Annotated in this window: 13 protein-coding genes; 8 read left to right on the top strand and 5 right to left on the bottom strand. The window is 49.1% G+C overall.

Annotation, left to right across the window (positions count from 1 at the left end; genetic code table 11):
* Nucleotides 1-43: 43 nt before the first annotated feature.
* Nucleotides 44-610, top strand: a complete 567-nt coding sequence (locus tag N530_RS0105560) for a TetR/AcrR family transcriptional regulator (protein ID WP_026479885.1) — start codon at nt 44-46, stop codon at nt 608-610.
* 47 nt (nt 611-657) lie between these two features.
* Here the strand turns inward: N530_RS0105560 and N530_RS0105555 are convergent, their stop codons facing one another.
* The gene (locus tag N530_RS0105555; RefSeq protein ID WP_026479884.1) at nt 658-1,833 is read right to left on the bottom strand and encodes a lytic murein transglycosylase; all 1,176 of its coding nucleotides are present in this window, start codon (nt 1,831-1,833) and stop codon (nt 658-660) included.
* Between the two features lie 33 nt (nt 1,834-1,866).
* Nucleotides 1,867-2,682 (bottom strand): GH25 family lysozyme, encoded by an 816-nt coding sequence (locus tag N530_RS0105550; protein ID WP_018687543.1) that lies wholly within the window; start codon nt 2,680-2,682, stop codon nt 1,867-1,869.
* Nucleotides 2,683-2,846: 164 nt separating this feature from the next.
* Between N530_RS0105550 and N530_RS0105545 the strand changes: the two genes are divergently transcribed.
* Entirely contained in the window at nt 2,847-4,220 is a 1,374-nt protein-coding gene (locus N530_RS0105545; RefSeq protein WP_026479883.1) for a serine hydrolase, read from the top strand.
* Nucleotides 4,221-4,241: 21 nt separating this feature from the next.
* On the opposite strand, the gene N530_RS0105540 is transcribed toward N530_RS0105545, so the two are convergent.
* Together N530_RS0105540 and N530_RS0105535 are read right to left on the bottom strand one after the other, a co-directional pair.
* Nucleotides 4,242-4,700, bottom strand: a complete 459-nt coding sequence (locus tag N530_RS0105540; RefSeq protein WP_026479882.1) for a lytic transglycosylase domain-containing protein — start codon at nt 4,698-4,700, stop codon at nt 4,242-4,244.
* 57 nt (nt 4,701-4,757) lie between these two features.
* Nucleotides 4,758-8,408: a hydantoinase B/oxoprolinase family protein gene (locus N530_RS0105535; RefSeq protein WP_026479881.1), complete on the bottom strand. Its 3,651-nt coding sequence runs from the start codon at nt 8,406-8,408 to the stop codon at nt 4,758-4,760.
* A 162-nt stretch (nt 8,409-8,570) separates the two neighbouring features.
* Between N530_RS0105535 and N530_RS18550 the strand changes: the two genes are divergently transcribed.
* From N530_RS18550 to N530_RS0105505, 6 genes are all read left to right on the top strand, one after another.
* Nucleotides 8,571-9,197: a hypothetical protein gene (locus N530_RS18550; RefSeq protein WP_051540776.1), complete on the top strand. Its 627-nt coding sequence runs from the start codon at nt 8,571-8,573 to the stop codon at nt 9,195-9,197.
* Between the two features lie 135 nt (nt 9,198-9,332).
* The gene (locus N530_RS0105525; protein ID WP_026479880.1) at nt 9,333-10,046 is read left to right on the top strand and encodes a DnaJ family molecular chaperone; all 714 of its coding nucleotides are present in this window, start codon (nt 9,333-9,335) and stop codon (nt 10,044-10,046) included.
* Nucleotides 10,043-10,801 carry an N-acetylmuramoyl-L-alanine amidase gene (locus N530_RS0105520; protein ID WP_026479879.1) on the top strand — a complete coding sequence of 253 codons (759 nt, stop codon included), beginning with the start codon at nt 10,043-10,045 and terminating at the stop codon, nt 10,799-10,801. Before N530_RS0105525 ends, N530_RS0105520 begins: the two co-directional genes overlap by 4 nt.
* Nucleotides 10,802-10,948: 147 nt before the next feature.
* Nucleotides 10,949-11,449, top strand: a complete 501-nt coding sequence (locus tag N530_RS0105515) for a lytic transglycosylase domain-containing protein (RefSeq protein ID WP_026479878.1) — start codon at nt 10,949-10,951, stop codon at nt 11,447-11,449.
* A gap of 69 nt (nt 11,450-11,518) precedes the next feature.
* A complete protein-coding gene (locus N530_RS0105510) occupies nt 11,519-11,821 on the top strand; it encodes a hypothetical protein (RefSeq protein ID WP_026479877.1) in 303 nt (100 codons plus the stop codon).
* A gap of 81 nt (nt 11,822-11,902) precedes the next feature.
* Entirely contained in the window at nt 11,903-12,598 is a 696-nt protein-coding gene (locus tag N530_RS0105505; RefSeq protein ID WP_155851927.1) for a response regulator transcription factor, read from the top strand.
* A 4-nt stretch (nt 12,599-12,602) separates the two neighbouring features.
* Here the strand turns inward: N530_RS0105505 and N530_RS0105500 are convergent, their stop codons facing one another.
* On the bottom strand, nt 12,603-16,106 hold the full coding sequence (locus N530_RS0105500; protein ID WP_026479875.1) for a PAS domain-containing hybrid sensor histidine kinase/response regulator: 3,504 nt from the start codon (nt 16,104-16,106) through the stop codon (nt 12,603-12,605).
* Between the last annotated feature and the right edge of the window lie 101 nt (nt 16,107-16,207).

Raw genomic sequence — 16,207 nt, 5'->3', positions numbered from 1 at the left:
TGTTGGAAAAGGAAATCTCTGCATATGTAGAGAAAAACTGTCAATGAATAAAGCTGCACGCCGCGAAACGATGCTCAATGGAGCGATTAGCCTTTTAGCCAGTAAGGGTTTGGAGGGGATGACACATCGTGCGGTTGATGAAATCTCGAGCCTGCCGCAAGGCTCAACATCTTACTATTTTTCAAAGAAAACTGATCTTTTGATTGCCGCAGCGGATCATTTGGCAAAATTATTGGAAAAAGATTGCGATGAATTGCAGGTCGGTTTTGCTGACAAAGTTGCGCAAAATGGCATGGATGCAGCCGTCGCTTATGTTGCTGATGAGCTTGCTTCCTATGCAGATTCCTCGCGGCATCTGTTCTTAGCACGTATGGAGCTGACATTAGCGGCTGCACGCCGTGATGATTTATCAGGGGTAGGTGATAAACTCACAGCGGCTGCGCGCAGGCCCATCGCGTTTTTTCTAAAGCTTATTTCCGATGGAAAAGACGATGTTCCCATAGAGACATGTGCAGGGCTTATTGATGGAATCGCACTGATGTATGCGACGGGCCAAGGGCCAAAGCCCTCAACCGAACAGGTTTCAGCAATTTTCCGTTCGGTTTTATAATCTCATTCACACGTCTTCATGCAGCCCATCGATGCATCATTTGAAAATCATAAATGATTGAACAAAATTTCGGTTGGCCATGCATCCGCAGGAAGGCCGTTCTTGTGCTGAACTTCACGCACAGCTGCGCGCGTTCCTGCGCCAAGTATGCCATCGGCCTTGCCCACATCATAACCAGCGGCGCTAAGCTTAACCTGCAACTCTTTAAGCCTTTCAGCAGGTAGGCCGTTATGGTCCGTGCCTGCATTATAAATCTGTGCGCCGCCAAGACGATTGCCAAAATAGGCAGCCGTCAACACATAGGTAAGTGACTGGTTCCACTCCAGCAGGATTGTGAAGTTTGGATAGGCCAAAAACGCTGGTCCTTTGCGGCCCATGGGCAAAACAAGGCTCGCCTCAAGGTTGGCAGGCAAAGAGCCGCCACGGGCGCTAACGCCGCGCGCTTTCCATTCTGAAACCGGAAGGCGTTTGTGCAAGCCTGCATCATACCATTCCATTTCATTGGGCACGGTCACTTCCTGCAGCCAAGGCTGGTTTGCCTGCCAGCCAATCTTGGATAGAAAATTAGCTGCCGTCATAATCGCATCGGGCGCAGATGTTTTAAGCTCTACTCTTCCATCGCCATCGCCATCACGGCCTTTGGTCAAATAGTCAGCAGGCAGAACTTGAATTTGCCCGATTTCGCCAGCCCAAGCGCCTGTAACATCGGCAGGCACGATGCCTTGATCGATCAATTTCGCCAGCGCAATCAATTGTGGGCGAAACAGTTCTGGACGCCTGCAATCATGCGCAAGTGTTGTCACAGCATTGATTGTTAAGTCGTCGCCCTGAATTGCACCATAATCGGTTTCAAAAGCCCAAAATGATGTAATGATTTCTGGCGCAACACCATATTCTTGGCGCGCACGCTCAAAAACAGAGGCGTATTTTTTAAGGTTCTTTTGTCCGTTATCAATCCGGTTTTGGCTGATAAGGCGGCGTGAAAATTCGACGAAATCAAGGGTGTAAACACCTTGGGCGCGGTCCTTTTTCAGGATTGCTGGATCAATCTTCGCATTTTGCATCGCTTGAATGCCTGCGCCTGAAACGCCTTCGGCTTTGGCTTCATCAACCATCTGGGAGCGCCAAGCGTTAAAGTCACCGCCGCAGCTTTGAGCATAAGCGCTTGCTGAGAGTATTGTGGTCGCAGCGCCTGCGATTAAAACAGATTTCATCAAATTCATTGTTCAGTTCCCACGTAAATTTAAGAATTAATTTTAGCGCGATGAGCGCTTAACCCAGTCACGCCATTGATCGCGCGATCCTGCAAAAACATTCAAGTCGATATCACCCGTGGCACCTTTAACGCGGCCTGTGCCCGTATATTGCCAAAACACAAATGACCGCCCCGGATAAGTGATCTTTGGGTGTGCTTTAACCGAGCGTAACCAGAAGGAATCGTTCTTAAAATGGCCAGCTAAATTTTCTTCGTGAAAATCGACCGTCGTGTAAATTATCGGCCGTGTTCCATAGTGACGTTCGATCGTGCGCATGAAAATTTCCATTTCATGGCGCACTTTTGCTGCCGGAGGGCGCAGTTTACATGTCGGAGAATGCGGGTTCCATTCCATGTCCAATACATGGGGCAGGGAGCCTCTTATGCGCGGTACATTGCGGATGAACCATTCAGCTTGTTTTTTCGCCGGGGTGCAAAAATAATAAAAATGATAAGCGCTGCTGGCAATGCGTGCTTGCCGTGCGCCGCTGGTATGTTTGGCATACATAGGGTCCAGCACATCACCGCCCTCAGTGGCTTTGATAAAGGCAAATTCGATGCCCTGTTGCTTGAGCGTTGGCCAGTCAATATCGCCTTGATATTTTGCAACATCGACACCGTGAATTGGAAATCCAAATGGCGCGCCGCCTTGCCATGATGTGATGGGATCGCTGTCACCATATCTGGGATTTGCAGAAACGGTGCTTACGCTCGGCGATAGACCTGCATAATCTACAGATGTACATGCGCTAAGTGAAAACATGCTGAAAATCACAGCGCCAAGTCCTAGGTGCTTTCGTACCGAATCAAATTTCATAATGTGCCCATCATTTAGCCCAGTGACACCTTATGGTTTTGAATATTGGCAAACCAGTGGCACAAGAAGTGTAATGCTATTTTGTCTGTCGACTATTTTTGAACCTTCTTGACCTATAGCAACGTTCCGTTAATCGTTGATTAACCATAATTCTGGCGGAAAACATGTTACGAAAAATATTAAGCGGTTTAATTTTGTTGATTATAGTGGGACTTGCTTGGCTCACCATTGCACCGCCGGATTTGATCCGTGTTGGAGCAAATTACACGGCAAAAATGATCTGCTCCAATGTCGTTTTAACGGGCCGTAATCCTGACGATGTTCTTAAAATTGATGTGCAAGCGCCAGGCCATCCGCTGCTTAAACTGATGCGCTATTCAATAGATGAACGCGCGGGCACAACGGTCGTTCGAACAGGCCTCTTTGGTTTTATTGGTAAGGGGCTCGCCTTTGGAACAAAAGAACGCGGCTGCACAATCGTGCCTGATGCACGCCAACTTGGCATTGTCGGTGCGCATGATGCCTTCATTGCGCCGAAAGTTGATTTGAACAATGATGAATGGCCGCAAGGAAACACAGTCAACACAGACACGAACCAAGAGCTAGAAGCTGTTCTTAATGATCCGGCACTTGCGGGTGAAGGGATGCGGGCTATCGTGATCGTCAAAGACGGCCGCATTATCGCTGAACGTTATGGTCAGGGTTTTGATGAAGCAACGCCGCTGCTCGGCTGGTCAATGACCAAAACGGTGACTGCGGCGCTGATTGGCGTTGCTCAAAAGCGCGGAATTTTGAGCGTTGATGATACACTCAATTTTGATAGCTGGCGCGGTGATAACCGTGATGTCATTCGCGTGCGCGATCTAATGGCAATGGTGAGCGATCTGGAATGGAACGAAGGCTATGGTTCCGTTTCTGATGTAACACGTATGCTCTATCTTGAAGAAGATATGGCAGCTTTTGCAGCGGGCAAACCGATTGATTCTGAAACGCCGGAGCCGACAGGTGATATTTTTGAATATTCGTCCGGTAGCAGCGTCATTCTTTCCAAATATTGGCAAAATGCTGTCGCAAAGAGCGAAGATCCCAACGCATTTCCATCAGAAGCATTGTTTGAGCCGCTTGGCATGGCAAGCGCAGTCTTAGAGCAGGGTGCGGCAGGCAATTTTGTCGGCGGCTCTTACTTATATGCCACAGCACGGGATTGGGCACGTTTCGGGCAATTATTATTGCAGCGTGGCGCGTGGAACGGTGTTTCTTTGTTGCCGACTGGATATGTGGATTGGATGACCGACATACATCCTGCATCGAGCGGTAAATATGGCCGTGGACATCTATGGCGCTTGCCGCCTGCCGAGCGTGAAACGCAAGTCAGTGAATTGCCGCAAGGAACTTTTTGGGCAGCAGGCCATGATGGGCAGTCGATTGCGATTATACCGGAAAATGACATTGTCATTGTTCGGCTTGGCCTGACGCCGTCTAATGTTGGCTATATGCCCGGCAAATTGGCAGAAGCAGTTATTCAAGCAACCAAATGAGGTGGGAAATTGAAAAAGGCTTTAGCCGGGCCGAAGCCCCGTTTCGACCAACATGCCGCGCTTTTTAGCCTCGTAATAATAACCGCGGCTATACCATTTGACCGCTTGGTCGTGGCTGCCATTGGATAAAAGCCAAGCGCCGCGCAGATATTTGACGCCATATTTAAGGTTGGTTTCAGCGTCCAATAGATCGTTCGGTGCGCCTTGAAAGCCCATTGTGCGCGCCGTTGCGGGCAAGATTTGCATCAAGCCATAATAAGGCCCGTTGCGTGCTTTGGGATTATAAGTGCTTTCGCGTTTGACCACACGGTGAACCAGACTTTCTGGCACATCATAAAAAGATGCATATTGAGCAATATGATGGTCAAGCGTGGTCGGCGCTGCTTGTTCAATGGCACGCGGTGCGATTTGAGGTTTTGGCGCACTCACACAAGCGGCAGGCAGAAACAAAACGGCATACAGAAAGTGGCGGCGATGCATTGGCAAATATCCTTATTCCCACGCAGCCTATGACGTGAGAATAAGGAAAAATGATGGTCAGTTCTTTTTGCCATAGCCTCCAGCTGTTGGCGTAGTAACGATCACGATCTCACCAGCTTTAACGAAGGTTTGATCTGCGTTTTTCAAAACTTCTATTGTGCCGTCCAAGCGCTGCACTTCAGTCTTGCCTAACTGTCCGTCACCGCCGCCATTAATCCCTTTGGGCGCGTGATAACGGTGCGATGAAAGGATGGCGCAATCCATATCTTTGGTAAACCGCAAGGCACGGCGCGTACCATCGCCGCCATTGAATTTTCCCTTGCCGCCTGAACTTTCACGAATGGAAAAATCCTCAACAACGATAGGAAAGCGCATTTCCAATATTTCAGGATCGGTCATGCGCGTGTTGGTCATATGGGTGTGAACCCCCGAAGCGCCATGAAAGCCGCGGCCATTATTCATGGCACCAGCCGGTGCGCCAGAACAGATAGTCTCATAATTTTGATATTCCGCATTGCCATATGTTAAATTGTTCATCGTTCCTTGCGCGTTGGCCATTGCGCCCAGCGCTTGCAACAAGCAATTGGTGACGTTCTGCGATGTCTCGGTATTGCCAGCCACAACCGCTGCCGGATAGGTCGGCTTCAACATGCAACCATCTGGAATGATGATATTGATCGGTTTCAGGCAGCCTGCATTCATTGGTATGCCGCTTTCCACCATGATGCGGAAAACATAAAGCACCGCCGCGCGGGTAACAGGTTCAGGCGCGTTGAAATTATTACCATTCATCGGCGATGTACCGGTGAAATCGACGGTGGCCTCACGGGCCTGTTTGTCGACGGTAATCTTGACCGCGATTTGCTGATCATTGTCCGTTGGATAGATCGCTTCACAATCGCTCAAACGGTCGATAACACGCCGAACGCTTTCCTCGGCATTATCTTGCACATGCATCATATAAGCTTGCACAACGGGCAGACTGAACTGCGTAACCATGCGCCGAAGTTCGGCTGCGCCTTTTTCATTGGCCGCGATTTGCGCCGTGATGTCAGCAAGGTTTTGCTGCGGATTTCGCGCTGGATATTGATGATTGGTCATTATCTCCAGAAACGCTTCGTCATTTAATGTGCCTTCAGAAACCAATTTGAAATTATCAATCAAAACGCCTTCTTGGTCGACATGGGTTGCACGCGGTGTCATTGAACCGGGCGCCATGCCGCCAACATCGGCGTGGTGTCCGCGTGCCGCCGTGAAGAACAGAATTTCGGTTTCATCATCAGAAAACACAGGCGTGACAACCGTGATGTCGGGTAGGTGCGTGCCGCCATTATAAGGCGCGTTAAGCGCATAAACATCGCCCGGTTTCATGTTGGGGTTTTGCCGAATGATGCTTTCAACAGAGCGGTCCATTGATCCCAAATGCACAGGCATATGCGGCGCATTGGCAACCAAGGCACCATCGGCAGAAAATACCGCGCAGGAGAAGTCTAGACGTTCCTTAATGTTGACAGAGGAGGCCGTGTTTTGAAGTGTGACGCCCATCTGTTCGGCAATGGACATGAATAGATTATTGAACACTTCCAGCATCACAGGGTCAGCTTTTGTGCCAACGGCCGCGAGGCGTGATTTTTCTTCCACGCGGGTCAATACGATAATATCGTTATTTGTTAAGCGCGCTTGCCAGCCTGCTTCAACGACAATCGTTTGGTTGTTTTCAATAATCAGCGCAGGGCCGTTAAGTGTCGCACCAGCTTTCAAGCGTTGATCGTGCGGTGTTTGTTCCTGCCGCATAAACACATTGGCTTTATGCCAATTATTATCTGCAAAGATATGTGTTTCCTGTGCAGGCGTAGCTTCATAAGAAGCTGCTGCATCATGATTGTCATTGGACTGTTTTGCTTCGGAAGTCTCAATAGCTTCAACGCCGACCGCTTCAATAATGAGTTTTCGGCCAGCTGAAATAAACCCGAATTGCGCTTTGTGGGCTTTTTCAAATTCAAGCTTTGCAGCTTTAAGATCGCTGCCGTTAAAGGCAACTTCAATCGTGTTGTCTGTGCCGTCATAGCGAATATGCAATGCTTGCTGAACCGCAATGCGGCCGCGTTCAACGCCTTGCTGTGTAAGTTCTGCTTGAACATCTTGCTTCAAGCGATTCAAAAGGCCTGTCATTTCACCGCGCACATCTTCGTGCATCGGTTGAACAAGGGCATGTTGGCGTGCCGCATAGGTTTTTGATAATCCAATGCCATAAGCTGAGAGCAGACCTGACAATGGATGAATAAGCACTGACGTCATGCCGAGCGCATCAGCAACAAGGCAAGCATGTTGGCCGCCAGCGCCGCCAAAACAATTAAGAACATAGTGCGTCACATCATAGCCGCGCTGCACGGATATTTTCTTGATTGCGTTCGCCATGTTTTCAACGGCAATCGTTAAAAACCCTTCGGCAACTTCGGCGGCCGATTTCCCATCGCCAATATCTGCGGCAAGGCTCTCAAACTTTTCACGCACAATATCGGCATCAAGCGGTTGATCGCGGTCCGGCCCAAAAATGGGCGGAAAGAAGTGAGGGTCGAGCTTGCCAAGCATAACATTGGCATCAGTAACTGTGAGCGGTCCGCCGCGCCGATAGCAGGCAGGACCAGGGTTAGCCCCTGCAGATTCTGGCCCAACTTGAAAACGTCCATCTTCATATTTTAAGATTGAGCCGCCACCAGCGGCTACGGTGTGAATACGCATCATGGGCGCACGAATGCGAACGCCTGCAACCTCGGTGTCGAACGCACGTTCATATTCACCAGCATAATGGGCAACATCGGTCGACGTGCCGCCCATGTCGAAGCCGATGACATGATCGAAATTTTCCATCGCGCAGGTTTCTACCATGCCAACCACGCCGCCAGCTGGACCAGATAGGATCGCGTCCTTGCCTTGGAAACGCTCTGCCGCCGTCAAACCGCCCGATGACATCATGAATTGCAGGCGAGGGCTGTCTGCATCATCTGTTATGCCTAAAGCGCCTGCAACTTGCTCAACATAACGCCGCAAGATCGGTGAAAGATAGGCGTCAACAATCGTTGTGTCGCCGCGTCCGACAAGTTTTACCAAGGGCGAGACTTCATGGCTCACGGAAATTTGTGAAAAGCCGCATTGCTGCGCCATGATTGCGGCCAGCTTTTCATGGGCAGGAAATGACCAAGCATGCATGAAAACAATTGCGACGCTGTCGATTCCATCAGCTTTTGCATCGGCAAGCTGCTGTTCGAGCGCATTGCTAGAAAAGGGTAATTCAACCGTGCCGTCCGCTAAGACGCGTTCATCAACTTCAATCACACGCTCATAAAGCTGCTCGGGCAGAATTATCTCTTTGGCAAAAATATCGGGCCGCGCTTGATAAGCGATACGCAGCGCATCGCGAAAGCCTTTCGTGATCAGCAATAGGGTTTTATCGCCTTTGCGTTCCAACAAGGCATTTGTCGCAACTGTGGTTCCCATGCGAACTGTGCCGATCTTTTCAGATGGTACGGGCTCATTGGCTTTTATGCCAAGCAGATCACGTATCCCTTGCACGGCAGCATCAGGGTAGCTTTCAGGATTTTCAGACAGAAGTTTGTGACTATGTAACGCGCCGCTGGGCTCAACCCCGATCACATCCGTAAATGTGCCGCCGCGATCAATCCAAAAGTCCCAACGACTTGCCGACATAAAATACTCCATATTCTAATGCATAATATTCAAGTACATCTGGTATAACCAACGATTTTAACTTTAAAACGCGTGTTTTTGTTGAAATTAGATTGGGTATATCACATATGTAGATTGTTAAACTAAACCGCGCTGATATGGCGCCAACGAAAGAGACTTAAGTTGAAAAAATTATTGATTGCATCTGTTTCCCTTCTCGCTTTGCTGGCCGTAGGTGCTTGTAGCAATGAAGCTGAAGAAGCGAAGAAAAATGTTGAGGGTGCAGCACAGACAGCAACTGAAAAAGCTAATGATGCAGCCGAAAGCGTGAAAAAAGCAACCGATGATGCCGCTGAAAAAGCTGGTGAAGTGGCTAAAGATGCTGAAAGCATGGCAAAAGAAGCTGTTGATACAGTTAAAGAAGCTGCTGGTGATGCTGCAACTAAAGCCGGTGAATTGGTTGAAGGCGCTGAAACAATGGCAGACGATGCCGTTGAAAAAGCCGGTGACATGGCCGATAGCGCTAAAGAAAAAGCCAGCGACATGATGGACGCTGCCAAGAAGGCCGTTGGCACTGGTAAAGAAGAAGCTGGTGACATGGCCGATGACGCTAAAGAAAAAGCCAGCGACATGATGGACGCGACCAAGAAAACCGTTGAAACTGGTGCAGAGAAAACAGGTCAAACGGCTGAAGAGCTGAAAAAGGCGACTGATGACGCAGCTGCAAAAGCAACCGAAGCTGCCAAAGATGCAGTTAAAGAAGCTGCTGATGACGTGAAATCTGCTGTTGAAGAGCCAAAAGCTCAATAATTATTTTATCGCCGCGCTCTTTGGCGCGGCGATTTTACCTCGGCTAAACTTTTTTAAGAACCGCCACGGAAGTTTTACTTAAACTTTTCTTTCAATTGCATTATGAGTGACGCGATTCAAAGAAAGCGCCGCCAAATGTCTATCTGGGTTCGCATAACTGATTTCGTGTCTGCTACGGCTATCCCTGCCTTTAGTGCAGTGATTGAAGCCGTTCGCACATTGTTTGAAGGCGATCCTGAGACACGGCGCCGTGTTGCATTTTCGGTCGCCATGATTGCGCTTTCTGCCAAAATGGCAAAGGCCGACGGTGTGGTTATGCAATCCGAAGTCGATGCTTTCAAAGAAATATTTGATATTCCCGATGAGCATGCCGATCAGGTATCCATGCTTTACAATTTGGCGAAACAAGACGTAGCAGGCTTTGACTCCTATGCTGCGCAGCTTGCCAATTTATGCAGTTCACAAGAAGGCGAGAACTGTCCAATCCTGCGCGATATCATCGACGGTTTGTTCCACATCGCTAAAGCTGATAATTTATTACACAGTAATGAATTGGCGTTTTTGCAAGAAGTCGCAGCGATATTTTCGATTTCAGATGCCGAGTTTGACCGCATTTTATCGCGGCATGTCGATAAGGGCGCAAGCGATCCTTATCGTATTTTAGGGTTGAAACATGGCGTCGAATATAGCGATGCGCGTGCTGTCTATATGGACTTAGTGCGTGAACATCATCCGGATAATTTTCTTGCGCGCGGCCTGCCGATGGAATTCATGAAGATTTCCACAGACCGAATGGCTGCGATTAATGATGCGTGGCATTCGGTCGAAGCAGATTTGAAGCGCCTATGATGCCTGAAATATTTAAAGCCGATTTTGAAACCGCTGAAATATGCCCATCGCCCAATTTTGGGCCGCGCAAAGATGATCGAGCAATCGATATGTTGTTGCTGCACTATACGGGCATGGATAGCGGTGAGGGCGCACAAGAATGGCTTTGTAGCGAGGAAAGCCAAGTTTCTTCGCATTATATCGTCCATGAAGATGGGCGTGTTGTGCAAATGGTGCGTGAGGCGGACCGTGCTTGGCATGCAGGCAATAGCTTTTGGAAAGGCGAAGAGGATACCAATTCGCGCTCGATTGGCATTGAGATCGTCAATGGTGGTCATCCTGCTGGTTTGCCAGATTATCCTAAAGCGCAGATGGCAAGTCTTGTTAAGCTTTGCCAATCGATTTTGTCACGCTACGCAATTCCTGCCGCGCATGTGCTTGCCCATTCCGATGTGGCACCGATACGCAAATTAGATCCAGGTGAGAACTTTGACTGGAAACTACTTGCGCAAGCGGGTGTCGGCCACTGGACAGAGCCAACGGCCATTGCAGGTGGACGTTATTTTAGCGAAGGTGAAACGGGCCAGCCCATTGAAGCTTTGCAGGCCATGTTTAGGCTCTATGGTTACCGCATAGATGTTGACGGTGTTTTTGATGCAAAAACCAAGGGCGTTGTCGAAGCGTTTCAGCGCCATTTCCGTCCCAAACGTGTTGACGGTGTCGCTGATATGTCAACGATTGATACATTGCATCGCCTCTTGAGCGCGTTGCCCTAGTTCAGCAATATATCATAAGCCATTGAATTTAATAAAATTATTAATGTCGGTTTGTTACAAACTGATTCTTTGTTTGAGTGGACGCTTCGCATTACCAAGCGTTACTCCGCCCGCTGATCGCACATTGCGTTAATCGAGGGTTTCAGTTTGAAAATTTATAAGTTTGTTCTTTCACTATTCGTGGCAGTGACGTTGTCTGCTTGCGCAACGACGCAAGACGCCAAAGTTTCAACAAAAGTGGCAAAAAAGACAGAGGTCAGCGCAAAGTTTTCCAGCAAGGGTAAGCCTTACCACGCGATTATCTCGCGCCATGCCAAAGCCAACAACATTCCTGTCGGCCTTGCACATGCTGTGGTGTTTTCTGAAAGCAGCTATAAGCCAAGCGCACGCGGTGCAGCTGGCGAAATCGGCTTGATGCAATTACGTCTGCCAACAGCGCGTTTGGTTGGTTATCGTGGTTCTGCCAAAGGACTTTACGATCCTGAAACGAACATCAAATATGGCATGAAATATCTTGGCAAAGCACGCCAACTGGCAAGCGGAAGCACATGTGGCACTATTTTGCGCTACAATGCTGGCCACGGTGCCAAGCGCATGAATCCTATTTCGCAGAACTATTGTAATAAAGTGCAGCGGCTCCTTCGCTAAGATTGCGCTGCATTCGCTAGACAAATTGTGAGCGTGTTCTATTTCATTGCTTAAATATGGAGTGATGAAATGGGACTGCTAAGAACATTACTGGCAATATTGGGCGCGGTGTTTGCCGCGCTCATTGTCTGGGCGCTGTTTCAGGGCAATTTTTCACAGGCAGGCCGCTGGTTGTCCACTGACCCATGGGGCATTGTAACGCTCGCTGATCTTTATTTTGGCTTCCTGATGTTTGCCGTCATTATCGTTTTGGTTGAACGCAGTCGCCAAGCCTTATTCTGGATTATACCGATTCCGTTCTTGGGAAATGTGTGGGTTGTCATCTGGTTTGTCATGCGCTTGCCGCGCATTGCACGTGCTTTTCGTGGATAATTACATAGACTTAGTTCGCACCTGACTTGACGATGGCAGCCTGCAGACCGCATAAGAACTCCATTGTTCACAATTTAAGGTGTGCTTGTGCCAACAACCGTTCTCATTGCAGATGACCACCCTTTATTCCGCGACGCGATTAAGTCGGCTATTTGCGATCATATCGGCGATGGAATTGAACCCAACCAGATGATCGAGGCGTATGATTTCTCAAGCGCCATGGCAGCTCTTAAAGAGCATGATGAGGTCGATCTCTTGCTTTTAGACCTTAACATGCCCGGCACATCGGGTCTTTCTGCGCTTGTCTCTGTGCGCGCATCTTACCCATCCGTACCCGTTGTTATTGTTTCTGCGTCCGATGATCATCTTACTGTCCACCGCGCGATTGAGCTTGGTGCCTCCGGTTTTATTTCTAAATCAGCATCAACGGACCAAATCAGAGAAGCTGTAAACAGCGTTCTGGCTGGTGATATCGCGCTGCCGCATGATCTGTCTCCAGCAGGTGATGAAGATGAAGAAATTGTCGATTTAATTGCACGCATTAAAACACTCACTCCGCAACAAGCGCGTGTGCTGGGTATGCTTGCCGAAGGGCTTTTGAACAAGCAGATCGCTTATGAGCTTGGTGTTTCCGAAGCGACGGTCAAAGCGCATGTGTCAGCTGTGCTACAAAAACTCGATGTTGATAGCCGCACGCAAGCCGTTATCCGCCTGTCAAAAATTGGCGCGGATATATTGCGAGACAGCAATAGCCAAAACGACACCGCTTCTTCTTAAGTAATTACTCAGCTGCCTCATGTGGTTTTTCACGCGGAATTGAATGCAGCAAAGCGCGCAAGGCAGCAGGTTTAAGCGGCTTGTTGAGGAGCGAGATGTTTTCATCTGCGCAAAGCGCTTTTATTGTGTTTGAACGATCTGCCGTTATCAAAATCGCCATCAAATCCGTGCCAAATTTTTCACGCACTGTCGCAATCGCACTGATGCCGTCCTCATTGTCGAGGTGATAATCGGCAATAATTGCGTTCGGTGGGCGAGGCGCATCGTCAAGCTTGCTGCTTAATTCTGCAATATTGGTTGCACAAATCGTGCTTGCGCCCCAACCATCAAGCAAGACAGACATGCCTTCAACGATGGACGGTTCATTGTCGATACAAGCAATGTTAAGCCCGCCCAGCAAATTGGCTTGCGTCACCTGTTTGGGGCTCTTTTTCGTTTTGGGCAGAGAGGCTGCGCTGGCAGCAGTTAATGACACCATAAAGGCTGTGCCTGCGCCCGGTGCAGAGCGGATTTCCACTTCTGACCCGATAACACGGGATATTCTATCAACGATTGATAGGCCAAGTCCTAGGCCGCGAGCGATCAATGCGCCTTCGCTGAGCCTTTCAAATTCATTGAAAACGGAGTCCACTTTGTGTTCAGGAATGCCAATGCCCGTATCATAAACACATAGTTTTAAGGCGTTCCCATATCTGCGCACACCGACCAGCACTTTGCCCTTGCGGGTATATTTGAGCGCATTAGAAATTAAATTCTGGCCAACGCGCATGAGCAATGCGCGGTCGCTTTCAACAATTGTGCTGGAAGGCAGAACGATAAGTTCCAAGTTCTTTTCTTTAGCAAGCGGCAAGAAGTCATTGCGCAGTTGATCAAGAAACGGGTTCATTTCAAATGCCGCGCGTGTTGCTTTCAATGCGCCCGCATCAAGCCGCGAAATGTCTAAAACCGCACCGATGATTGTTTCGACAGAGCTAAGGGCTGCATCAATTTTCAAGGCAATATCATGGTGCCTGTGTTCAACATCAACCGTGCGTTCCACCAAGGACGCTGTATAAAGACGCGCCGCATTGAGCGGCTGGCTAATGTCGTGACCCGCCGCTGCAAGGAAGCGTGTTTTGCCGATATTTGCCGTTTCAGCTTCTTGGCGTGCTTTTGCCAGCGCTTCATTCACAGAGGTTAGTTCTGCGGTACGCGTTTGCACACGCTGCTCAAGGCTTTGCTTTGATCGCTCCAGCGCTTCATTGGCCTCAACCCGCCCTGTAATGTCCGTATAGGTGACGACCAAACCGCCATCAGGCATGGGGTTTGAACGAAGTTCTAAAATGCGTCCACTTTTAGCAAGTGGGAGCAGCCAGGCCGAACTTGCTTGGCTAATATGGCTGACAAAGTCATCGCGCAGATTGGTGCTTACTTCTCCGTGATCAAGAAGGGCTTCTGCAATGTCTTTCAGCGGCATGCCAAAATGACCATATTTCGCGGGCAGATTGAGCAAATGCCTAAACTGGCGGTTCCAATTTTTGAGTTTGTAATCCTTGTCGAAAACCGTGATGCCTTGGTCCATCTGATCAAGCGCGATTTGTAGTAGATCGCGGTTTTGCTGAAGCGCTTCGGATGCATCATCAAGAAGCCGGATTTTTTCATCAGGTGATATTCCGTCTTTTTCTAAAAGCAGGCCAAGCACAAGGCGCGCTGAGGACGATCCAACGGCACTTGCGAGTATTTGCTCGGCATAACGCACAAGATTAACATCGGTGATATTACTGCCGACCAGCTTTTTGTCTTCTTGGTCTTCGTAAGTTGCAAATGCTCTTTGCATACGTTCTATGCCGACATAGCGCGCAACGGTCTCTTTGACCTCATCAACGGTTACCGTGGTTGTAAAGCGCTTGAGTTCACTGCTGGCTTGCTGGCTGCGGGGAACAAATGTTGCTGCCTGTACGCGCTCAAGCGGCGTTGATGCGCGCGAAAGTGAGCCAATAATCACAAGCAGAATATTGATGCCAATGCTCCACAAAACGCCGTGCGTTAGCGGTTCAAGCTGCACACCAAATAAGGCTTGTGGCTGCAGTGCGGCGATGCCGAAAGGGCCGGGCTGTATCCACGCAATTGTTGGCGAGGAAAGCGCTGGAATGAGCAGCGTATAGGACCAAACTATTGCGCCGCCGAGCATGCCGAAAAAGGCACCGCGCGCATTGGCTTTTCGCCAATAAAGCCCGAACAGCATAGAGGGAACAAACTGCGCCATGGCGGCAAATGAAAGCAGTCCAATCGCGGCCAGCGGTGCGCTTTGTGTCGTTTGTTGATAATAGGCAAAGGCTGCAAAGATAACGACAGCAATTGAAATGCGCCGCATATTCAAAATAACGTTTGACCAATTATTGCCCGATGTTTGCAAAACGCCGCCAAAACGCCACAGCAATAAAGGGATAATGATGTTGTTCGAAATCATAATGGAAAGAGCGACGGTTGCTACAATAACCATCGCTGTTGCCGCTGAAAGCCCACCAATAAAGGCAACCATAGCAAGCCAGTCATGGCCTGCTTGTAGGGGCAGAGCCAACAAATAAAGATCGGCAGGCGTGCCGCCCTTAACATAAAGCATGCCAGCAATGGCCACCGGCATGACGAGCGCATTAATGGCGATTAGATAGATCGGGAAAATCCACGCGGCGTGATTGAGTTCATCCTCTGATCTGTTCTCGACAACAATTACGTGAAATTGGCGCGGTAGCACGATCACAGCCGCAGCACTGAGCAATGTCAGCACGAGCCATGTGCTGAGCGAGCTGCCTTTGATGATTGCGCGCTGCGTTTCGGCGTTCGATTTGAAAGCCTCCAAAATGGCAGGCGAACCATCGAAAAGGAAAAATGTGATAGCCACCGCAACAATGATGAAGGCAACGATTTTGATAATGGATTCGAGCGCGACGGCAAGAATCAGGCCGTCCTGGTGTTCGGTCGCATCGGCGTGGCGGGTGCCGAATAAAATGGCAAATATAATCAATGTTATCGCGACGATGAATGCGACATCAAAGTTCAAAATCGTGCTGTCGGCTGAAACATTATAATGCGTCACCATCAAGGTCACGGTGTCAGAAATGGCTTTGAGCTGGAGGGCGATATAGGGCACAGTGCCAATGATCGCGATAACCACTGCGAGCGCAGCAACGCGTGCATTTTTGCCGTATCGAGCAGCCAGAAAATCAGCAATTGACGTTATGCGTTCTGATTTGCTGAGCCGGACAATGCGCTTTACCAGCGGCAACCCAACGGTAAAGAGCAATATTGGCCCAACATAAATGCCAAAATATTCAAATCCGCGATCAGCTGCGACGCCGACGGAACCCAAAAACGTCCATGAAGTACAATAAACGGCTAAGGAAAACGCATAGACAAACGGTCGTGGGCGCGACAACCGCGTAGATGTTTGCCGATCACCATAGGCAGCAACGGCAAATAGCATTGCCAAATAGATGAATGCCGCCAACGCGATAAGCCAGCCCTGCATGTCGTTTCCCCGCCCGTCAATTTTACTTGAGTTAATATGAGGGAAATTATCGCAATTTGAAACCGTACTTACGGCTATCGTATGTGTTTATGAATTTGTTA

The organism is Ahrensia sp. 13_GOM-1096m, assembly GCF_000620605.1.
Lineage (GTDB): Bacteria > Pseudomonadota > Alphaproteobacteria > Rhizobiales > Rhizobiaceae > Ahrensia > Ahrensia kielensis.
The sequence above is the reverse complement of the archived record's forward strand: the minus strand, read 5'-3'. Positions and strand labels throughout refer to the sequence as shown.